Raw genomic sequence first — 20,382 nt, 5'->3', positions numbered from 1 at the left:
ATGAAGGCCGAGAACAGCCTTCTTGCGGTCCCGCCCCCACGATTTGTTCATCCGTTGCACTATTCACGCAAGCCCCTTCCACTGCTTGTTCGAATCTGGCAGCATCGTCCGGTATCCGGGGACACCAGTCCGGTGCGGGGGAGGAACAGGCACATGCTCGGCTTCGTCGTGCGCCGGCTGCGCGGGCGATTGCCGCTCGCAGCCGCCGTACTGCTCACCGTTTTGATCACCACGACTGTGCTCACCGCGCTCTTCGCCTTCACCCGTGGAGTCGGCGACGCCGGCCTGCGCCAGGCCCTCCAGGGGCCCGGTCTCACGCGCGGCACCGTCCTGGTCACCGGTTCCCACCCGACGGCCGACCGCGCCAAGGACGACGAGGCCGTACGGGGCTTCGCGCGCGAGCTGTTCGGTCCCCTCCCCACCGGCACCGAGAGCGTGGCGCGCAGCCGGTCGTACGGGCTGCCCGGCCCGCACACCCCCGGCAAGGACGCCGACCTGACGCTGTTGGCGACCTTCGCCAAGGAGCGCGTACGACTCCTCGCGGGCACCTGGCCCCAGCCCGTCGCGGGGCCGGTCTCCGACCGGAGCGCCCCGGTTCCCGTGGCCGTGCCGAAGACGGCGCTGGACCGGCTCGGGCTGGCCGAGGGAGCGCTCCCCGCACAGGTGCGGCTCGACGACCGGTACGGCGGCTCCCCGCTGACCGTGCTGGTGACCGGCGTCTACCGGGCGGCCGAACCGGACTCCCCGTACTGGCGGCTCGACCCGCTCGGTGCGCGCGGCCTCCAGGTCGCCGGATTCGCCACCTACGGGCCGCTGCTGGTGGACGATTCCGCCTTCACCGCGGGCGGGCTGGCCCAGGACAACCGCGCCGTGCTCCTCACCGCGGACTTCTCCTCCGTGGACGCCGCGACGGCCGAAGCGGTCCGCGGCCGGTCCGCGAAGGCCCTGGAAGCGCTCCAGCGGGATTCCGGGCTCCGGCACTCCACCGAGCTGCCGGCGCTGCTCGGTGAGTTGGGCTCGGGCCTGACCGTCGCCCGCTCCACCCTGTTGGTCGGCGCGCTGCAGCTGGCCGTGCTCGCCGGTGCGGCGCTGCTGCTCGTCTCGCACCTGCTGACGGAGCGGCAGGAGGGCGAGCGCGCCCTGCTCGCCGCGCGCGGCGCCTCCCGCGGCCGGCTCGGTGTCCTCACCGCGGCGCAGTCGCTGCTGCTGGCGCTGCCCGCCGCCCTCCTCGCGCCCCTGCTGACCCCGCCGCTGCTGCGCCTGCTCGGCGGCTACGGCTCGCTGGCGCACGTCCCCTTCACGGTCACCCGGAGCTGGCTCCTGTGGCCCGTCGCCGCGGCCTGCGCCCTCGGGTGCGTCGTGCTCACCACCCTCCCGGTCGTCCTGCGGGGCGCCGCCGCGGCCGCCCTGCACCGGACCGGCCGCCGACAGGCACTCGTCGCCGGCGCCGCCCGCTCCGGCGCGGACCTGGCGCTGGTGGCCCTGGCCGCGCTCGCCTACCAGCAGCTCTCCCGCTACGGCGCCGGCGGTGCGGGCCCGGCCGCGCACTCCGGCGGGCTGTTCGGCGTGGACCCGGTCCTGGTCGCCGCCCCGACGCTGGCGCTGTGCGCGGGCACCCTGCTGGTGCTGCGGCTGCTGCCCTTCGCGGCGCGGCTCGGCGCGCGGATCGCCGCCCGGGGCCGGGGTCTTGGTCCGGCGCTCGTCGGCTGGCAGCTGGCCCGCCGGCCCGGACGGGCCACGGGGCCGGTGCTGCTGCTCGTACTCGCCGTCTCCAGCGGGGTCCTGGCCCTGGGCCAGCACACCGCGTGGTCCGAGTCCCAGCGCGACCAGGCCGATTTCACCACCGCCGGGGGCCTGCTGATATCCGACAGCGGCCTGCCCCCGCTGGGCCGGGGCGGCCGGTACGCGGCGCTGCCGGGCGGCGAGCGCGTCCTGCCGGTACTCCGTACCCAGCAGGCCCTGCCTGGCGGGCGCACCGGCCAGCTGATGGCGCTGGACGCGGCGGCCGCCGCCGACCGGCTCGCCCTGCGGGCCGACCTGCGCGACGGGCGCGGCATGCGGGAGCTGTTCACCCCGCTGGTCCCCGCCGCCTCCCCCGGCGCCGCCGCTTCCCCGATCGCCACCGGCGTCCCCCTCCCCGGCGATCCGCAGCGCATCGACCTCTCGGTCTCCGTGCGCTCCAGCGGCGCGGGCGGCCGACCCGGGCTCGGGCTGCTGCTGCGCGACCGGTTCGGCATCACCTACCGGGCCGCGATGGTGCAGCTCCCGGAGAGCGGTGACACCACCGTGTCGGTGCACATCGGCACGATGCTCGGAGCCCCCATCGGGTCGGCCGCCACCCCGCTCAGGCTGGCCGGGCTCGTGTTCTCGTACGACCGGGAGGGACCGCTCCCCGGTACCGACCCGAACGCCGATCCGGGCCCCGCCGAGGCCGGTACCGCGGTCAAGGTCTTCGACGAGCTGACCGTACGCGGCCTCGCGGTCGCGCAGACCCGGGACGGCGCGGCCGCGCCGGTGGCCGGGCCCGCACCCGACTGGAAACTGTCTGCCCCCAAGCTCGCCGACGGCTCCCCGGCCGCCGAACTGCCCACCGGCTCCGAGCCCGCGCCGGGCGCCCCGACCCTGCTCAAGCTGCGCTACCGGGACGGTTCCGGCGAACGCGGCGGCGTCCAGGCCGGCCTGACCCCGGGGCCCGCGCCGGCCGCCGAGATTCCGGGGATCGCCACCCGGGCCTACCTGTCCGCGATCGGCGGGGCCGTAGGCGATCTGGTGCCGGTCAAGCTGGACGAGGTCACCCTCCCGGTACGGGTCACCGCCGCGATCGACTCGCTGCCCGTGGCCGGCGACACCGCGATCGCCGTCGACCTGGCCACCGCCGGCAGGCTGCTCGCGGCGGCCGGCCGGGAGCTTCCGACGCCCGGTGAGTGGTGGCTGCCGGCCGCCTCCGCCGACGACCCCGCACCGGCCCGCGCCGCCGCGGAACTGCGCGCGGGCGCCGGCTCCCAGCAGGTGCACCTGCGCGAGGAGGTGGCCGCGACCCTGCTGGACGATCCGCTCAGCGCGGGCCCGCAGGGGGCGCTGGCCGCACTCGCGGTGGCCTGCGCGGTGCTCGCGGCGATCGGATTCGCCGCCTCCGCCGCGGCCGCCGCCCGTGAGCGGGCCCGGGAGTTCTCGGTGCTGATGGCGCTGGGCGCCCGGCGCCGGGACCTGGCCCGGTCGGCCACCGCCGAGAGCTGCGTGCTGGTGGGGCTCGGCACCGCGGTCGGGCTGGGGCTGGGCGTGGTCATCGTCCACCTCGTCGTACCGCTGACCGTGCTCACCCCGGCCGCCGGCCGCCCGGTGCCCGAGGTCCTCGTGGACCTGCCCGCGGCGCGGACCCTGCTGCTCGCCGCCGCGATCGCCGCCGTACCGCTGCTGTCGGCGGTCTTCGGCGGCCGGCGCAATCAGAACCGCTCGAAGCCGGCCGACCGGCTGCGGCACGTGGAGGACATATGACCGGGCCGGCCGCGACCAACGCCGACCGGCGCGCCCCGGACGGGACCGGCGCGCGGGCACCGCAGGGGTCCGCCCCGCACGCCGTGCCCCCGCCCGCGCCCTGGGTGCGGACCCGGCTGCGCGCCACCCCGCTGAGCGCCCTGCTCGGTGCGGCCCTGGCCTTCGTCGCCGTCCTGCTCTCCGCGGCCCTGCCGCGGGCCATGGACCGGGGCACCGACCAGGCGCTGCGCTCCTTCCTGGAGTCGCGCGGGCCGAGTCAGACCAGCCTCTACGTCAGCGCGCGACCCCGCTACGGGGAGCAGAGCCCGCAGGACCTGGACGAGGTACTGGCCACCCTGGTCTCCCGTACCGCCCCGAGCATCGGGGTCGCCGCCGCCGGTCCCGTCCACGGGGTCGTCGCGGGTGGCCGTTCCCTGGCGACCCCCCGCCTGGCCGCCCCCGACGGGATCCCGCCCCAACTGGCCCTGTACCACCTGCGCGAGGCCTCCGAGCACGTACGGCTGGTGGAAGGGCGCTGGCCGGGCGCCGCCGGCGGCGCGCCCGGGAGTCCCGTGCCCGTCGCGCTGTCGCAGAGCGCGGCGAAGACGCTCGGCGTCCGGCTCGGCATGGTGCTGGAGACCACCACCGGCCAGGCCCTGACCACGATGAAGGCGGAGGTCGTCGGCCTGTACGCCGCGAACGACGAAGCCGAGGACTACTGGATCGACGACCTCGCCTGCCTCACCCGCGCCTGCCTCACCCAGACCCCGAGCCGTCCGCCGCAGTCGTTCTGGCTCACCGGGGCCCTCGTCGGCCCGGAGGTGCTCGACCGGCTCGTCCTATGGAGCGAGGGGCACACCCAGGACTTCTGGCGGATCCCGGTGGACACCGCGACCCTGCGGGCCGACCGGCTCCCCGCCACCGCCAAGGCCGTCGCCTCCTACGTGACCGGCCCCACCGCGGCCCGCCTGAGCCGGGAGACCCACCGGAGCGATCTGCGCATCAACTCCCGCCTCCCGGAGCTGTTCACCCAGGCCGAGGCCCGGCGCCAGGCCGCCGCGCCGCTCGCCGCGATGGGCCCGGCCGGGGTGGCCGGAGTGGCGTTCGTGGTGTTCTGCCTGGCCGCCGGACTGACCGGTGACCGGCGGGAGGCCGAACTGCGGCTCCTGCTGGCCCGCGGCGGTTCCCGCGCGGGCATCGTGCGCCGGCTGCTCGCGGAGAGCGCCGTCACCGTGCTGCCCGCCGCCGCGCTCGCGACGGCGCTCGCCGTGATCCTGCTGCCGACGCCCCGCTCGGCGGGCACCCTGCTGGCCGCTTCGGCCGCAACGCTCCTGGCGCTGCTGGCCGTTCCCGTACGGGCCTTCGTGCTGCTGTCGCCGAAGCGCCGGCCGGGCCCCCGGCGGCGGCTGGTCGCCGAGCTGCTGGCCCTGGCTGCGACCGCGGCCGCCGTGTTCGAGGTCCGTTCCCGCGGGGTCGCCCCGGCCGGCGCCGGTGTGGATCCGCTGCTGGTCACCGCCCCGCTGCTGCTCGCCCTCTGCGGCGGCCTGCTGCTGGCCCGGGTCCAGCCCGCCCTGGTCGGGGCGCTGGCCCGGGCGTCCGGGCGGGGCCCGGGGCTGATCGGTTTCCTCGGGCTGGCGCGCGCCGCCCGGGGCACCGGAGGCCGGACCCGTCCGTCCGTACTGCCGCTGATCGCGCTGCTGCTGGCGGTCACCACCGGCGGCTTCGGTGCCACGGTGCTGACCGCGATGGCCGAGGCGCGCTTCGAGGCGGCCCGTACGGCCGTCGGCGGCGACGCACAGGTCTCGGCGCTGGGGGGCACGCTCCCGGAGTCCCTGACGGCGGCGGCCGCCGCGCTGCCCGGCGTACGGTCCTCGGTGAAGGTGTGGAGCGACGACAACGTGTTCCTCTACGGCACCAAGAACGGCAGCTCGCAGATCTCCGTGGTCGTCGCGGACCCGGTGGAGTACGCGAAGCTGTCCGCGGCGGCCGGCAGCGGCGGGTTCGATCCCGCGCTCCTGGCGAAGGGCGCCGCCGGCACCTCGGGCGCGACGGTGCCCGCGCTGATCAGCCGGGACCTCGCCGACGACGACACCTCCGACTACCGGCTGCGGCTGGAAAACGGCGGGGAGCTGAAGCTCACGACCGTCGGAGTGGTCGACGGCACCCCCGCCCGGCCCGGCGCGAAGTCCACCACCGTGGTGCTGCCCGCCGCCCAAGTACTGGCGGCGATACCGCAGATGGGGCTGCCCAACACCTGGCTCGCGCTCGGCGCGGTCGACCAGCACCGGCTGGAGCGGGTGGTCCGCACCGCGGACCCGGCGGCCGCCGCGGAGCGCTACCGCGTCCGCACCAGTTCCGCCACGGCCGCCGAACTGGGCTCCGACCCGCTCCAGCGCTCCGCCGAGCGGCTGTTCTGGGCCTCGCTGGTCGCAGCCGCGGGCTTCGCGCTGCTGGCGGTCCTGCTGACCCTGGTCCGGGCCGCCCCCGACCGCGCCGCGCTGCTCGCGCGGCTGCGCACCATGGGGCTGCGGCCCCGGCAGGGGGTCCTGCTGATCCTGGTGGAGTCGGTGCCCCTGGCCCTGGCCGCCGCGCTGGGCGGCGCACTGCTCGCGGCGGGCGCCGTCGCGCTGCTGGGCCCGGCCGTGGATCTGTCCACGCTGGTCGGCACCCGGGTGCCGGCCGGTCTGCAGGTCCTCATCACGCCCGTACTGACCCAGGCACTGGGCCTGGCCGCCCTCGTCGCGGGGGCCGTGCTCGCGGAGGCGGCGATCTCCGGCAGGCGACAGATCACGACCGAGTTGAGAGCGGGAGACCAGCGGTGAACAGCGATCAGCCCACCTACGAGGAGCTGCAGCGGCAGGCCCTGGCCGCCGCCGAGCCCCGCCGCCACGGCGCGGACACGGCCATCGCCTGCGACCGCCTGGTGCGGATCTTCAGCACGGACGGGGTCGAGGTGCAGGCCCTGCAGGGACTGGAACTGACCGTGGCGCAGGGCGATCTGATGGCCCTGGTCGGAGCGTCCGGCAGCGGGAAGTCCACGCTCCTGAACATCCTCGCGGGACTGGACGTGCCCACGGCCGGCACCGCCAGCGTCGGCGGCTACGACCTGCTGGAGATGTCGGCGCGCGACCGGCTGCGCTACCGGCGCGAGGCGGTCGGCTTCGTCTGGCAGCAGACGGCCCGCAACCTGCTGCCCTTCCTGACGACGGCGCAGAACATCGCCCTGCCGATGCAGTTGAAGGGCAGCCGGCGCGCGGCCGCCAAGCGCCACGCGGTCCGGACCGGCGAGCTCCTCGAAGCGCTGGAGATCGGCGAGCTGGCGAACCACCGCCCCGCCGAGCTCTCCGGCGGCCAGCAGCAGCGCGTGGCCATCGCGGTGGCGATGGCCAACGATCCGGCGGTGCTGCTCGCCGACGAGCCGACCGGCGAGCTGGACTCCGAGACGGGCGGGGCGATCTTCGAGGCCTTCCGCACCGTCAACCGCGAACTGGGCGCGACCGTGGTCATCGTGACCCACGACCCGCTCGTCGCGGGCGAGGTCCGGCGCACGGTGGCGATGCGCGACGGCCGCACCAGCAGCGAGGTGCTGCGCCGTACGGTCACCGACGAGCACGGCGCCGAGTCGGTGAGCGAGCGCGAGTACGTGATGCTCGACCGCACGGGACGCGTACAGCTCCCGCACAAGTTCCTGGAGGCCCTGGGCATGGAACACCGGGTGGCGGTGGACCTGGCCTCGGACCACATCGAACTGCGCCCGGACGACGCGGCCGCCGCGGCGGCGGACGGCGGCGGCGTGCAGGAACCGGCCGCGGGCTGAGACACCCCGGGGAGCGCTCCCGGATCAGTCTCTTCGGAGCCCCGTTCGGCCCGTGGGTGAGCTCCTCGTCCGCGTACCATCTCTCGACCTGCTCGGCGCGCGGGTGGACCACGCGCAGCGGCTGCGGGGCCGCGGCGGCGGTCATCGTGTACCGGCCGGGGGCGAGGAGGCGCAGCAGGGGCCGCAGCCGTTCCGGGTCCGGCGGCAGGAAGTTCCCGGTGAGCGGGTCGACGGCGAGCTCCGGCGCGGCCAGCCATGCGGTGAGCGCCTTGGTCTCCGCGGTGATGGGAGCGCCCGGGCCGGTGGCGCGCGAGGCCAGCCAGCCGACGCTGCCGCAGAAGTCGCTGCCCTCCAGCACGACGGGCCGGCCCCCGAGGAGGAGCACGCTGACGTCGTCGTACCCGGTGACTTCTATGAGACCGAGGCCGTCGGGGACCTCGCAGACGACGGGATCGCTGGTCATGGGCCGAGTCTGCCAGAGTGCGGGCCGGGCGAGAGAAGGGTTTTGTGAGGTCGGTCGAGCCGTGGGTGACCGGGCTGCCCGTCGCACGGGAAGCCCCGCGTCCGAAGGGTCTGCGGGCGCTCCCGCACCGCTTGCGGTGAACCCGGCGGGGCCCCGGGCCGCAGCCGTTCGCCCGCACGTACGCCCGGTCCGCACGGCGCGCCTGCCGGTGAACCTCCCGGCGCGCGTCACTTCCGTGGCCCGGGTGTCGTTAGGCGCTCGGGGTTGACTCGGGGGTCGAAGGGATGACGGAATGCGGCAGTTTCCTCTGGAGATGAACCACATGGCACCCGGCCGGGTCGTCGAGTGGCGGTTGCGGTCCACGGCCGGGGTGCAGTCCCCCGGCCCGGACGGCGCGGCGGACAGGAGGGCCTCCTTCAACCAGGACAAGCACTTCACCGTCGCCGAGGAGAGCCGCGCGGCCGACGACCCGACCGCGTCGTGGATCGCCGTCACCTTCGAGGTCGAGGGCCCGCTGGACGAGGAGGCCCTGACCGGCTCGCTGCTGGCGTTCGTACGCCGCCACGAGGTGCTGCGCTGCGAATTCCGCCGCCTGGCAGGCGAGTTGGCGTGCGCTCCTATCCCCGCCGCCGAACTGGCCCTGGACACCGTCCAGGTCGCCGACTTCGAACGCACCGAAGAGGTGACCGGCTTCCTGGTGGAGCGGTTCAAGCGGAGCATCGACACGCTGTCCTGGCCGCTGTTCACGATGGGCGCCGTCCTGCGCGAGGACTCGGCGACCGTCTACCTGGCCTTCGACCACATCGTCTGCGACGGCATGTCGATGCCGATCGTGGTCCAGGAGGTCGAGCACGGCTACGAGGCCCTGTGCCGGGGCGAGTTGCCCGACCCGGCGCCCGCGCCGAGCTATCTCGACTTCGCCGAGGAGCAGCGCGCCCGCTATCTCTCCATCGACGCGGACGACGAACGGCTCGGCTACTGGAAGGAGTTCATGGCGAGCGGCGGCGGTGAGTTCTTCCCGCGCTTCCCGCTCGAACTGGGTGTGGAGCCGGGCCGGATGTACTCGATCGTGAACGAGGCCTCCCCGCTGCTGGACGCCGCCGAGGCGGAGGTCTTCGAGAAGGCCTGCCTGGCGGTGGACGGCAAGCCGTTCATGGGGGTGCTGGCCGCCGTCGCGGTGTGTCTGCGCGAGGCGGGCGGGCCGGGGGTCTACCGGGGGTTCATGCCGGTGAGCGAGCGGGGCCGGGCCGGGTGGGGCAACTCGGTGGGCTGGTTCGTCAACACCATGCCGATCGAGTTCGACGCCTCGCCGGGCCGGGACTTCGAGCAGGTCATGTCCTCGGTGCGGGCCGGCTTCAACGAGATGATCGGCCATATCGACGTGCCGTTCGTGCGGGCCTGGGAGTTGCTCGCTCCCCGTGAGTTCGCCGCCCGCTCCTGGCCGTACCCGGTGAACTTCTTCTCGTACATCGACATGCGCAAGTGCCCGGGTGCCGAGCGCCACGAGGACTGGCGGCCCACCTCCCACGTGTGGTCGGCCCAGGCCAACGGGGCCTGCTCCTGGTTCCAGCGGGACGCGGACGGGCTGCACATGAACTCGATCTACTCGGACACTCCCGCCGCCCGCCGCACCATGGACGGATTCCTTGAGGCCCTGCGCGAGACGGTCCGGGAGATCGCCCGCCACGGCTCGCTGCGCCGTCCCATCGCGCTGACCCCGCCGCGCCGGCCCGCGCGGACGCCGCTCGACGTGGCGGCGTTCGCCCGCCGCGGCTGACCCGGGTCGCGTCCGACGGCGGCGGGCCTCAGAGGCGGGCCGCGCGGGCGCGCAGCAGGGTCTGTTCCCGGGCGTTGCGCGTGAGCGAGGCCGCGCGTTCGAACTCCGCCCGGGCCTCCGCCGGGCGGCCGAGGCGCTCCAGCAGGTCTCCCCGTACGCTCGGCAGCAAATGGTAGGAGCGCAGGGCCGGTTCCGCCGTCAGGGCGTCGACCAGGGGGAGCGCCGCCGCCGGGCCCTCCGCCATCGAGACGGCGACGGCCCGGTTGAGCTCGATCACCGGTGACGGGATCAGCCGGACGAGCCGTCCGTAGAGGGCGGCGATCGTCCGCCAGTCGGTGTCCTCGTAGCGGACGGCGTCGGCGTGACAGCCGGCGATGGCGGCCTGGAGGGAGTAGGGGCCGGCGCCCGCCCGGTGCAGGGCCTCGACGCCGCGGCGGATCAGCAGGCGGTTCCACTTGGACCGGTTCTGGTCGGCGAGCAGCACCGGCTCCCCGTCGGGGCCGGTGCGGGTGGCGATCCGCGAGGCCTGGAACTCCAGCAGCGCCGCCAGGCCGTGCACCTCGGGTTCCTTGGGCATCAGGCCCGTCAGGACGCGGGCGAGGCGCAGGGCGTCCTCGCACAGGGCGGGCCGGACGAGGTCGTCGCCGGCCGTGGCCGAGTAGCCCTCGTTGAAGACGAGGTAGATGACCTCCAGGACGGAGGCGAGGCGCTCTTCGCGGTCGGCTCCGTACGGGACCTCGAAGGGCACCCCCGCCTTCGCGAGCGCCCGCTTCGCCCGGACGATCCGCTGGGCGACCGTCGGTTCGGGGCAGAGGAAGGCGCGGGCGATCTCCTGGGTCGTCAGTCCGCCCATCAGCCGCAGGGTCAGCGCGATCCGGGCCTCGGTGGCGAGGACGGGATGGCAGGCGGTGAAGATGAGCCGGAGCAGGTCGTCGTCGATGGACTCGGGGTCCGCGAGCGCGCCCTCCTCCTCCGGCGGCGGGACGTCCTCCAGGGTGCGGCCCACCTCGGCGAGCTTGCGCGCGTAGGTCTCCTTGCGGCGGACGAGGTCGATGGCCCGGTGTTTGGCGGTGGCCATCAGCCAGGCCCCCGGCTTGTCGGGCACCCCGGAGGCCGGCCACTGCTCCAGCGCCGCGACCAGTGCGTCCTGGGTGATCTCCTCGGCGATGCCGACGTCGCGCACGATCCGGGCGACGCCCGCGATGATCCGCGCGGACTCGATCCTGAACACCGCTTCGACCGCTCGGGTCGTACTCACTGCCGTCACGGCTACCCATCAGAGCAGCCGTGACGAGGCAGGGCAAACGGCGCGCGGCGGCGGCCGTCAGCTTCCGTCGAGCTGACGGAGCTCGGCGCCGACCGTCCAGTTCTCGGGGTGGATCTCCAGGAAGCGCTTGGTCCACTCCAGCGCCTCGTCCTTGTCCTTGCACTGCATGAGGGCGTACCCGCCGACGACCTCCTTGGTCTCGGTGAAGGGCCCGTCGGTGTAGCTGAGCTTCCCGCCGGACCAGGTGACCCTGGTTCCCTCGGAGGTGGGGAGCAGACCGGCGGTGTCGAGCATGACCCCGGCCTTGGTGATCTCCTCCATCAGGGCGCCCATGCGGTCGTTGAAGTCGGCCGGGAAGGGGGTGTCGGGGGTCAGGTTCTGCTCGTCGATGCGGATCAGCGAAAGGAAGCGCGGCATGGTGACTCCTCGGTGGTGGAGGACGGGGCCCTTCCCCGCCTCTCACCCCTGCGTCGAACGGGAGACGCCGGGATCGACAGCTTCCCGGAAAAATCTTCAGCGACTTTCGGGGCGCGCACGGTGACGGAGATTCCGGTCGCCGCCCCACCCGGAGCTACCGGCGAGTAGGATCGCCGGGCCCAGGCCCCTCCGAGAGGATCCCCGATGCCGCGCGTACCCTCCTCACCGCTCCTCCTCGCCGGTCTCCTGGCCGGCGCGGCGGTGGCGCACGCCGTCGCTCCCAAGCAGTTCGACGCGACCGTGCCGCGCTCGCTGCCCGGCACCCCGCGCCAGTGGACGTACGCGAGCGGCGTGGCGGAGCTCGCGCTCGCGGCCGGTGTCGCCCACCCGCGCACCCGCAAGGTCGCGGCCCTGGCGACGGCGGCGTTCTTCGTCGGCGTGTTCCCCGCGAACGTCAAGATGGCCGCCGACGCCCGCCACCGCTCCCCCGCCCTGCGGGCCGTGACCCTGGGCCGGCTGCCGCTCCAGGTCCCGCTGGTGCTGTGGGCCCGCAAGGTCAGCCGGAACGCGACGGGCTGAGGCCGCCGGGCCGCCCGGGCGGGCACCCCACCGCCCGCCGCATGCCCACCGCCGGCCGCTTGCCTTCCGCCGCCCGCGGAGTCAGCGGCTGTCGCCCGTCCAGTCCCAGTGACCGGGATCGGCGGGGCGGCGCCGGTAGTGGGCCCGGCCGCCGGGCCCGTAACGCCCTATCTCCGTGGGGAGCCGGGCCTCTTCGGCGAGCTGCGGACCGCTCCAGCCCGTGATGTCGAGGAGCAGCCCGTCGAGGGGACCGCCCACAAGCTCTCCGTAGGCGTGCCCCGGGAGCGGACCCGGGTCGGGGTCGTCGTGGTCGGCGCCGTAGACCCGGCGCCGGAGCATCCTGTCGTCCATACCGGTCAGCTTCACAGACGGCACTGACAACGCCCCGGCGGGCCGAGCGGCGATGATGGGAGCCGTTCGGATCGCACGGCACACGAAGCGGAGCACCATCCATGGCACGTCGGGTACACCAGCCACTGGAGGACCAGGAGTTCGACTTCATCCTGGGCATGACGGACGGGCCGGTGCTCGCCTACTTCTGCGGCAGCTGGCCGAAGGCCCTGGAGCCCTGCCGCGCGATGGACACGGTCGTCGCCGCACTGGCGCAGGAGTACGGAACCCGGCTGACGGCGGTCCGCGTGGACATCACCCGCTGCCCCGCGCAGACCAAGCGGTACGGGGTGACGGGGGCCCCGACGGCCGTGCTCATCACGGCCGGCGAGCCGGTGGCCACCCAGGCCGGGCCGATGACGGCCGAGGAGTTCCGGGTGTTCCTCGACGCCCGTCTCTGATCGAGGAAGCGTGGGCGTCAGTGCCGGGTGGCCGCGCCCAGGCGCTGGAACAGGGCCTCGTCCAGGTCCAGCCCCTGCTGGGCCTGGTTGATGGCCTGCGAGCTGTAGATCCCGGTCGAGCGGGCGGCCAGGACGGCGTCCCGCGAGGCGGCGATCACACCGAGCCGCAGGTCCACGTACTGTTCGCGCGCGCCGTCGAACGCGGGGCCCTTCGCGTGCCCGTCCCCCCGCTCCAGCCGGGCGTCCTCGCGGACCTTGGCGAGGACCTCCGGCGCGTACGGGCTGCCGTCGCCCCGGACGAGGCCCGGCTCGTCCAGCGCGGCGCGGCCCGCGGCGGCGACCTCGTCGAGCAGCCGCCCGTACTCCTCCCGGAAGCGGACCGGATCGTCGCCGGAGACCTTCACCTTCCGGATGACGGCGGGCAGGGTCAGGCCCTGGAGCAGCAGCGTGGTGGTGGCGACCACGAAGGCGATGAGCAGCAACTGGGGGCGGTACGGGGTGTCCTCGGGCAGGGTCTGGGCCGCGGCGACGGTGATCGCCCCGCGCATCCCGGCCCAGGCCAGGGCCACGCCGCTGCGCCAGCCGAGGCTCTCGTTGACCTTGAAGTCGGCGTCGGCCGAAGCCCGGGTGACGCGGTCCTTCATCTGCTCCCTGCGGCGGGGCGTCAGCTCCCTGCGGGGGCGCAGCGGATTGACCTGCTGCTCGGACTCCGGGGCGCCGAGCCGGTCCATCAGCCAGTCGAGCCGGGGCTTCTTCTCGGCGGCCCGCTGCGCGTCCTTGCGCAGCGAGGCGATGAGCGGGGCGACGAACACCATGCGCGCCACGATCACCAGGGCGGCGGCCGCGAGGCCGATGAACAGGGCGCGCCAGGCGCTGAGCCCGTCCGCGGCGACCTGGTCGAGGAGGCCCTTGAGGCCGAGCCCCATCAGCAGGAAGATCGCGCTTTCGAGCAGGAAGGCGAGCGTGCGCCAGTTCATGGCCTCGGCCAGCCGGTCCTGGGCGCTGAGGAAGCGCGGGGCCTGATGGCCGGTGACCAGGCCCGCGACGACCACGGCGAGGACTCCGGACGCATGGAACTCCTCGGCCGGCAGGAAGGCGACGAAGGGCACGACGAAGGAGATCGCCGTGTTCAGCAGGCTGTCTTTGAGCAGCGCCCGGACCCGGACGTTGACGAGGCCCACGAGGAGGCCGACGGCGGTGGCCAGGGCCACGGAGAAGAGGAAGTTCCCGGCGACCCCGGCCAGGGAGACGGTTCCGGCCATGGCCGCGATCGCGGAGCGCAGCAGCACCAGGGCGGAGGCGTCGTTGACGAGTCCCTCGCCCTCCAGCATGGTCAGCAGCCGTGACGGGAGGCCGAGCTGCTTGCCCATGGAGGTCGCGGCGACCGCGTCGGTGGGGCTGACGACGGCGCCGAGGGCGAAGGCGGCGGGCCAGCCGAGGCCGGGCATGAGCCAGTGGAAGAGCCAGCCCGCCCCGAGGGTGGTGACGGCCACGAGCAGGACCGCGAGACCGCTGATGGCCTTGATGTTGCGGCGGAAGTCAGACGCGGGCATGTTCACGGCCGTCGAATAGAGCAGGGGTGGCAGCACGCCCGCGAGGACCCACTCCGGTTCGACAGCGAGCGCCGGCACGCCCGGTACGAAGCTGAGGGCGATGCCGACGACCACCAGGCTCAGGGGGGCGGCGAGGCCGAGCCGCTTCGAGAAGGCGGCGACGGCGACGATGCTGCTGACGCCGACGATCGAGACGAGGGTCATTTCCATGCGCGGTACAGGGCCTTAGGGGTGCTCGGGGACGATTTGTCCACCGTACGCCCAGAGGTTTCACCGCGTCAAAAATTGAGCGACTCAACTTTTGACGCGGCCCCACGCGGCCCCACGCCGCCCCGCGCGGCCCTTACTCGGCGGGCGCCGCCTGCGGCAGCAGCGCCACCGCCTGCCGCTCCAGCACCAGGGCGCCGTCCACGAGCTCGGCGCAGGCGTCGAAGAGCTCCCGCCGTCCCGCGGCGTCCGCCTCGGGGTCCGCCGCGCGGGCCAGCTCCGCGAGCCGCGACCACTGCCTCCCGGAGTCACGGAAGAGCCCGGCCGCCTCCCCGTGTCCGGCGAGGTCGAGGAAGTCCGCGTAGAGCGGCCGGGTGGCGCCCGGGGCGGTCCACTCCTCCTCCAGGCAGGCGGAGAGCCGCTGCGTGCCCAGCGCGAAGGCCTCGGGCGTGGCGAAGCGGCGTTCCCAGCCGGTCTTGGTGCTGGTGTCGCGCAACTGCGCGGCGAACTTCTCCATGCCGGAGAAGCCGAAGTTGACGTCGAAGTGGTTGCCGAGCACCGGCCCGGTGAGGCGGGAGACGGTGGCGGCGATCGCCGCGTCCAGGTCGGGCTCGCCGGCGGGCTTCCCGGTGGTCACCACCATCTGATGGCGGCCCTTCTTGTGTCCGGACCAGGCGGCGCCGAACTCCTCGCGGCCGATCGCGTACGGACCCCCGGCCCCGTCCAGGGCGGCCGCCGGGTCGTCGACGTGGAAGGTGTCCCCGCCGTAGCCGACCAGGGCCACCACATACGGATCGGCGGCGGCCAGCTCGGCCATCGGGGCGGGGCCGTGCCAGGGCAGGGCGGACCGGTCGACGGTGCAGAGCACCGGGGCCCCGGCGTCGAGCGCGGCCTCGACCCGGTGCCAGCGGGGCTTGGCGCTGCGCGTGGCCTCGTAGGGGATGCGCAGGCGGCCGAGGGCGACCTGGACCCAGGGGTCGGGGTGGGCCTGGGCGACGATCGTCGGCATCGGCGGCCGGCCGGCGTACTCGAACACGAAGTACATGAAGCCGATACCGCCCGCCAGGCCCGCGACCAGGGCCTCTTCGTGCACGCTGCCGAGCGCGTGCCGGATCAGCGTGGCCTCGCGGTGGCTTCCGGGGGCGAAGTCTTCATATACGTGCGCAGTCATGCGGTCAGCGTAGCCGCGCCGCGGACCGCAGGCTGCGACGCGACTTCCTGTACAGTTGTCCAGGAAGTCGGAGGGGCCGCTCTCCGCTCACCCCGCCCCCAGGGAGGTGGCCGTGCACACGGTCGCAACGATCCTCATCGGCCTCGTCGCCGCACTGCACGCGTACATCCTGGTCCTGGAGATGTTCCTGTGGCAGCGACCGCCCGGCCGCGCCCTGCACGGCTTCGACGCCGACACGGCCCGCCTGACCGCCCCGCTCGCCGCCAACCAGGGCCTCTACAACGGATTCCTGGCCGCCGGCCTGGTCTGGTCCCTCGTCATCGATTCGCTCGCCACGCAGATCTTCTTCCTCGTCTGCGTGATCGTCGCCGGGGTGTACGGGGCCGCGACCGCCAACCGCCGCATCCTCTTCGCCCAGGCCCTGCCCGGCGCCCTCGCCCTGGGCGCGGCGCTGCTCGCCCGATGACCTCCGGCGAGCAGGACGGGCGGCCGCCCGCCGGACCGGGCGCGGCCGCCGGCGGGCACGCCGCCGCGGATGCCGATACCGCCCCCCGCACCGACCCCCGCACCGCCCGCACCAAGGCCCGGCTGCGCGAGAGCCTCCTCGCCGAGTGCGCGGACCGGCCGCTCGCCGAGGTCGGCGTCTCCATGGTGGTGCGCCGGGCGGGCGTCGGCCGGGCCACGTTCTACCTGCACTACGAGGACCTCACCGCGCTCGCGGTGGACGCGTGCGCCGACGTCGTGCACGCGGCGGTCGACGCCCTGCACGCCTGGCAGACCGATCCGTCGGCGCTCCCCCCGGCCCGGCCCCCGGCCGCGCTGGCGTCTTTCCTCGGGGGCGCGGCCGACCGGGCCCCGCTCTACCGCGCCCTGCTCCTGCCGGGCGGCGGCGGCCCGCTCGGCGAACGCCTGTACCGGGAGCTGCGCGAGCGCAGCCGGGCCGAGCGAGCCGCGGTGGGCGCCCCGCGCCCCGAGCTGGTCGCTTCGGCCGTGGCGGCCACCTTCACCGCCGTGCTCGCGGACTGGCTGCACGGCGCCCTCCCCGCCGGCCCGGCGGACCCGGCCGAGCTGGCGGACCGGATCTGGCTGCTCCTCGTAGCCCTGCACCGGGCGGGGTGATCCGCGGAAGCCGACGAGCCTCGGCGCCCCGCACTCCGTCGGTGGTTCAGCAGGACATCGCGGATCCGTCCAGTGCGGATTCGACGGTCGCGACGAATCGCGACGGCCCGTCGGCCCCCACCCGCAGCAGGGCCGGCTCGCCGGCCACCTCCTTCCGGAAGCACATTCCGAGACCGCTCCGGAACTCGTCCGGGGCTTTCGCCCGGGTACCCGTCGGCTTCCACCCTTCTTCACTCGCGGTCTCCCAGTAGCGGGTGGCCAACGACCGGGCGTCCGCGTCGTACGCGTAGGCGCTGTCCGCCGCGATCCAGGGTTCGCCGCTGTCGTCCATGCACTCGAGACGGGTCCGCTCCGGCACGGGCGTGGTCCCGGCCGCGGCGGCGGGCGCCGCGGTCGAGACCTGGGCCATGCGCGCGGCCGCCTTGTTCTCCTCGCACGAGCCCTCCGACCCGTAGAAGAGCGAGTACACCGACTGCGAGAGCAGGGCGAGGCCGACCAGAGAGCCGATCACGGCGGCCAGGCCCCAAAGCCGCCCGCGCCACGGGGAACGCGCAGTGGTCAAAGGGTTCACGCCTCCACACCCAGCCCGGTCTCGGACATGACCCGGGTGACGGTGTCCTCCAGCGAGTGCTCCGCCCCGATGACGCTCTCCCAGTCGCCGGGCAGCAGGTCGAGGGGCCGGTACCACTCGCGCATCTGCGCCTCGCCGAACTCCGCGGCCTGCGGCTTGTGCGCGTGCCGTCGCAGGGTCTCCTCGAACGGCACGTCGAGGTAGTAGAAGTGCGTCGGCCCGCGGTGGGCCCGGCGCAGGGCGTCGAGCATCGGGCCGTAGCGGTCCGCGTAGAGGATCCCCTCGACGATCACGTGGAAGCCGTGGTCCAGCGCGTAGCGCGCCACGCTGCCGATGAGTCCGATGTTCGCGGCGCCGGGGGTGTCCCGCTCGCGCAGGACGACGCGGCGCAGGTTGTCCTGGCCCACGAGCGCGAGGCCCCGCCCGTGGCGGTCGCGAATGCCCTCCGCCACGGAGGACTTGCCCGCGGCGGAGTTGCCGCGCAGCACGATCAGCCGGGTGTCCGGCGTGCCGGTCATCATCCGGCTCACGCTACCCGTACGCCCTTCACGTGCGTGGGCCCCGCCGGAAGATCCGGTCACGTGCGTGGGCCCCGCCGGAAAGTCCGGCGGGGCCCACGTCACGGGCCGGGCTCGTGAAGCGGCGCTAGAGGGTGACCACCCGCTCCGCCTGGGGACCCTTCGGCCCCTGCGTGACGTCGTACTCGACCTTCTGCCCCTCCTCCAGCGCCTTGAAGCCGCTGGACTGGATGGCGGAGAAGTGCACGAACACGTCGGGACCGCCGTCGTCCTGCTGGATGAAGCCGAAGCCCTTCTCCGAGTTGAACCACTTCACGATGCCAGTTGCCATCTGTACTGATCCTTCACAACGTTCCACCGGCCGCACACGCGGCCGGACCCGATCCTGCCCATTGATCGGGTCGAACACACGCCAAGCGCGGCCAACCGGGGTGCTTGCGGATATTCGAACCTTTCTCCGTCGCGTCCGTGAAACGGGGGAGCAGGCCTTCGCACGGGCCCTTGGAAGGGCTCTCGGCGGGGCGCTCCGAAGGAGTCTTCGAGAGGGGACGGACATGGGCGAGCTCGCGACGTTCCGGGTGCCGGCTCGGATCACGGGAACGACGGCGGACATCATGCTCGGCGGGGCGATGGTCCGCGCCTGGCAGCGCGACGGGATCTTCCAAGTGTCCGCCGACGGGAGACAGGAGGCCCGCACGCGGGCCGCGCTGGCGGCGAGCCGGCGGTTCTTCGCCCGGCCGGCGGCGGAGAAGGCCGCGTGCGTCAACGACACCTCCTACAGCGGGTACACCGCCTCGGGCAAGGAGGTGACGGCAGGCCGGCCGGACGCCTCGGAGATCTTCACCATCACCCCCGACATCGCTCCAACATCGGCCGCCGGCCTGCCCTGCCACGGTCCGGTCCCCTGGCCCTCCCCCGGCTACCGCGCGGCCATGGAGGCCTACCTGGCGGGTGTCGGCGGGCTCGGCCAACGGCTCCTGCGGCTCGTGGCCCTCGGGCTCGGCCTCGGACCGGCCGGCATCGACCGGCTCGCCGGGCCGACCCGCGACGGCTGGCACCACATGCGGGTGCTGCGCTTCCCCGCCGCGGAGCGGACCGCGGAGCGCGGGATCGGCGCCCACACCGACTACGGACTCCTGGTGATCGCCGCCCAGGACGAGGTGGGCGGGCTCTGGGTACGACCCCCGGTGCCGGGCGAACACCGCCCGCGCAACTGGCTGCCGGGCGAGAGCACGGCGGGCTTCGCCGAGGACCGGCCCGGCTGGACCCCCGTACGGCCAGTGGCGCGGGTGCTGACGGTCTTCCCCGGGGACATCCTCCAGTTCATGACCGGCGGCGCGCTGCTGTCCACGCCGCACCGGGTGCGGCTCGCGGACCGGGAGCGGTACGCCCTCGCCTACTTCCACGAGCCGCGCTTCGGCGCCCGGATCCGCCCCCTCGACCCGACGCGGTCACAGCGGGGCGGGGGCGGCGCCGGGGAGGCCGAGGTGATCCACTACGGGGAGCACTTCACCCGGATGTTCATGCGCTGCCATCCACAGCGGGCAACGACGCGGCGGATCGAGAGCCGAGGGCTGCTGCGGCACCTCGCCGCGGCCCGCTGACCCGGCAGCCGAGGCAGTCGGCGTGGCCCGTGCGCGCGACGGTGTCGCGGACCCGCCAGTCCCATTGACCCTCCGGCCGGGGACCGCTCGGCTTGCCCCAGCCGGCGAGGTGCAGGAGCCAGGTGGTGACCCCCGCCGCCACGACGACCCCCAGGCCGATCCAGATGCCGGGCGCCCAAGAGGCGCACAGGGCCGCGCCCGCGACCGTGCTTCCCACCAGGGCGATCGCGGTGCCGGTCCAGCCCGCCACCGTGTGGCCGAGGTCCACGTGGCCGTGAGCGCTCATCGTTCTCCCCTGCTTCGTCGGTTCAGTAGGCTCGCAAGGCGTTCTCTTACGGAGAAAGCCATTTACCTCACGAGCTAAGTAACTTAGATGCTAAGGAGTAACCGCGTGCAGGGCAAGCCCCGCCCCGCGGCCACGGTCCAGGAGGCGCTGTCGCGCATGGACCGGTACGTCGCCCTCGGCATCGTCGGCCAGCAGGAGGTGGCGCAGCTCCTGGGGCTGAACGTCACCGACCTGACCTGCCTCGGCCACATCCTGGGCGCCGGAAAGGACCCGCTCGGTGCGGGCGACCTCGCCGAGCTGACCAACCTCACCACCGGCGCGGTGACCGGGGTGCTCAACCGTCTGGAGCGCGCCGGGTACGCGAGCCGGCAGCCCGATCCCGCCGACCGCCGCCGGGTACGGGTGGTCGCGGAGCCGGCCGCCGCCGCGCGGATCTTCGCCGTCTACGAGCCCTTCTACGCCCGGCTCGGCGCGGTCTTCGCCGAATACACCCCTGACGAGATCGCCGTCATCGCCGACTGGTTCGGGCGGGCGACGGCCGAGGTCACCGCCCATCTGGACCGGGTACGGGCCGGGGAACTCGGGCCGGTGACCCCGTAGCCCCGATGGTAAAATTTGCCTTTTGGCGACGTTCGCGTCGCACTCCCGATCATCTTGTGCGTCTCACGGAAGGTTCTGCATGAAGAACCCGTCACCTCATGGGCGCTTCGGCATCAAGCCCGGAGCGAAGGCAGGCCCGAAGGGCGGTGCGAAGGGCGGCGGGAAGAC

The 20,382-nt window shown here is 74.2% G+C and carries 19 protein-coding genes; 10 read left to right on the top strand and 9 right to left on the bottom strand.

The window, feature by feature from the left end; genetic code table 11:
- The first annotated feature begins 153 nt into the window (after window positions 1-153).
- From OG276_RS34770 to OG276_RS34755, 4 genes are all read left to right on the top strand, one after another.
- On the top strand, window positions 154-3,495 hold the full coding sequence (locus OG276_RS34770; RefSeq protein ID WP_266911600.1) for an FtsX-like permease family protein: 3,342 nt from the start codon (window positions 154-156) through the stop codon (window positions 3,493-3,495).
- Window positions 3,492-6,296 (top strand): hypothetical protein, encoded by a 2,805-nt coding sequence (locus OG276_RS34765; protein ID WP_266911598.1) that lies wholly within the window; start codon window positions 3,492-3,494, stop codon window positions 6,294-6,296. The genes OG276_RS34770 and OG276_RS34765 overlap by 4 nt, the downstream gene beginning before the upstream one ends.
- The gene (locus OG276_RS34760) at window positions 6,293-7,291 is read left to right on the top strand and encodes an ABC transporter ATP-binding protein (protein ID WP_266911597.1); all 999 of its coding nucleotides are present in this window, start codon (window positions 6,293-6,295) and stop codon (window positions 7,289-7,291) included. Before OG276_RS34765 ends, OG276_RS34760 begins: the two co-directional genes overlap by 4 nt.
- Window positions 7,292-8,046: 755 nt before the next feature.
- A complete protein-coding gene (locus OG276_RS34755) occupies window positions 8,047-9,531 on the top strand; it encodes a condensation domain-containing protein (protein ID WP_266911595.1) in 1,485 nt (494 codons plus the stop codon).
- A 28-nt stretch (window positions 9,532-9,559) separates the two neighbouring features.
- Here the strand turns inward: OG276_RS34755 and OG276_RS34750 are convergent, their stop codons facing one another.
- Window positions 9,560-10,789, bottom strand: coding sequence for an RNA polymerase sigma factor (locus OG276_RS34750; protein WP_266911593.1), 1,230 nt, complete (start codon window positions 10,787-10,789; stop codon window positions 9,560-9,562).
- Between the two features lie 66 nt (window positions 10,790-10,855).
- The gene (locus tag OG276_RS34745) at window positions 10,856-11,215 is read right to left on the bottom strand and encodes a YciI family protein (RefSeq protein ID WP_266875698.1); all 360 of its coding nucleotides are present in this window, start codon (window positions 11,213-11,215) and stop codon (window positions 10,856-10,858) included.
- A 204-nt stretch (window positions 11,216-11,419) separates the two neighbouring features.
- Between OG276_RS34745 and OG276_RS34740 the strand changes: the two genes are divergently transcribed.
- Window positions 11,420-11,794 (top strand): hypothetical protein, encoded by a 375-nt coding sequence (locus OG276_RS34740; protein ID WP_266911591.1) that lies wholly within the window; start codon window positions 11,420-11,422, stop codon window positions 11,792-11,794.
- A gap of 81 nt (window positions 11,795-11,875) precedes the next feature.
- On the opposite strand, the gene OG276_RS34735 is transcribed toward OG276_RS34740, so the two are convergent.
- On the bottom strand, window positions 11,876-12,145 hold the full coding sequence (locus tag OG276_RS34735) for a hypothetical protein (protein WP_266911589.1): 270 nt from the start codon (window positions 12,143-12,145) through the stop codon (window positions 11,876-11,878).
- Window positions 12,146-12,246: 101 nt separating this feature from the next.
- Here OG276_RS34735 and OG276_RS34730 point away from each other — a divergent pair, with 101 nt between their 5' ends.
- On the top strand, window positions 12,247-12,585 hold the full coding sequence (locus OG276_RS34730; RefSeq protein ID WP_266911587.1) for a co-chaperone YbbN: 339 nt from the start codon (window positions 12,247-12,249) through the stop codon (window positions 12,583-12,585).
- A 17-nt stretch (window positions 12,586-12,602) separates the two neighbouring features.
- Here the strand turns inward: OG276_RS34730 and OG276_RS34725 are convergent, their stop codons facing one another.
- Together OG276_RS34725 and OG276_RS34720 are read right to left on the bottom strand one after the other, a co-directional pair.
- Window positions 12,603-14,348: a sodium:proton antiporter gene (locus OG276_RS34725; RefSeq protein WP_266911585.1), complete on the bottom strand. Its 1,746-nt coding sequence runs from the start codon at window positions 14,346-14,348 to the stop codon at window positions 12,603-12,605.
- Between the two features lie 133 nt (window positions 14,349-14,481).
- The gene (locus tag OG276_RS34720) at window positions 14,482-15,516 is read right to left on the bottom strand and encodes a BtrH N-terminal domain-containing protein (RefSeq protein WP_266911583.1); all 1,035 of its coding nucleotides are present in this window, start codon (window positions 15,514-15,516) and stop codon (window positions 14,482-14,484) included.
- Window positions 15,517-15,628: 112 nt separating this feature from the next.
- On the opposite strand from OG276_RS34720, the gene OG276_RS34715 reads away from it, so the two are divergent.
- Together OG276_RS34715 and OG276_RS34710 are read left to right on the top strand one after the other, a co-directional pair.
- A complete protein-coding gene (locus OG276_RS34715; protein WP_266911581.1) occupies window positions 15,629-15,982 on the top strand; it encodes a DUF1304 domain-containing protein in 354 nt (117 codons plus the stop codon).
- A complete protein-coding gene (locus tag OG276_RS34710) occupies window positions 15,979-16,635 on the top strand; it encodes a TetR/AcrR family transcriptional regulator (protein WP_266911579.1) in 657 nt (218 codons plus the stop codon). Before OG276_RS34715 ends, OG276_RS34710 begins: the two co-directional genes overlap by 4 nt.
- 46 nt (window positions 16,636-16,681) lie before the next feature.
- On the opposite strand, the gene OG276_RS34705 is transcribed toward OG276_RS34710, so the two are convergent.
- The 3 genes from OG276_RS34705 to OG276_RS34695 form a co-directional block, all read right to left on the bottom strand.
- Window positions 16,682-17,197 carry a hypothetical protein gene (locus OG276_RS34705; RefSeq protein ID WP_266911577.1) on the bottom strand — a complete coding sequence of 172 codons (516 nt, stop codon included), beginning with the start codon at window positions 17,195-17,197 and terminating at the stop codon, window positions 16,682-16,684.
- A 5-nt stretch (window positions 17,198-17,202) separates the two neighbouring features.
- On the bottom strand, window positions 17,203-17,724 hold the full coding sequence (locus OG276_RS34700) for a kinase (protein ID WP_266913368.1): 522 nt from the start codon (window positions 17,722-17,724) through the stop codon (window positions 17,203-17,205).
- 127 nt (window positions 17,725-17,851) lie between these two features.
- On the bottom strand, window positions 17,852-18,055 hold the full coding sequence (locus tag OG276_RS34695) for a cold-shock protein (protein ID WP_266911575.1): 204 nt from the start codon (window positions 18,053-18,055) through the stop codon (window positions 17,852-17,854).
- Window positions 18,056-18,278: 223 nt separating this feature from the next.
- Here OG276_RS34695 and OG276_RS34690 point away from each other — a divergent pair, with 223 nt between their 5' ends.
- Window positions 18,279-19,328, top strand: a complete 1,050-nt coding sequence (locus OG276_RS34690; protein WP_266911573.1) for a 2-oxoglutarate and iron-dependent oxygenase domain-containing protein — start codon at window positions 18,279-18,281, stop codon at window positions 19,326-19,328.
- Here OG276_RS34690 and OG276_RS34685 read toward each other — a convergent pair.
- On the bottom strand, window positions 19,246-19,614 hold the full coding sequence (locus tag OG276_RS34685; protein WP_266911571.1) for an HGxxPAAW family protein: 369 nt from the start codon (window positions 19,612-19,614) through the stop codon (window positions 19,246-19,248). The genes OG276_RS34690 and OG276_RS34685 overlap by 83 nt on opposite strands.
- Before the next feature lie 105 nt (window positions 19,615-19,719).
- On the opposite strand from OG276_RS34685, the gene OG276_RS34680 reads away from it, so the two are divergent.
- Window positions 19,720-20,214, top strand: coding sequence for a MarR family transcriptional regulator (locus tag OG276_RS34680; protein ID WP_266911569.1), 495 nt, complete (start codon window positions 19,720-19,722; stop codon window positions 20,212-20,214).
- The last annotated feature ends 168 nt before the right edge of the window (window positions 20,215-20,382 follow it).

Source organism: Streptomyces sp. NBC_00086, assembly GCF_026343255.1.
Taxonomy (GTDB): Bacteria; Actinomycetota; Actinomycetes; order Streptomycetales; family Streptomycetaceae; genus Streptomyces.
This window is presented reverse-complemented; position numbering and strand designations above follow the sequence as displayed.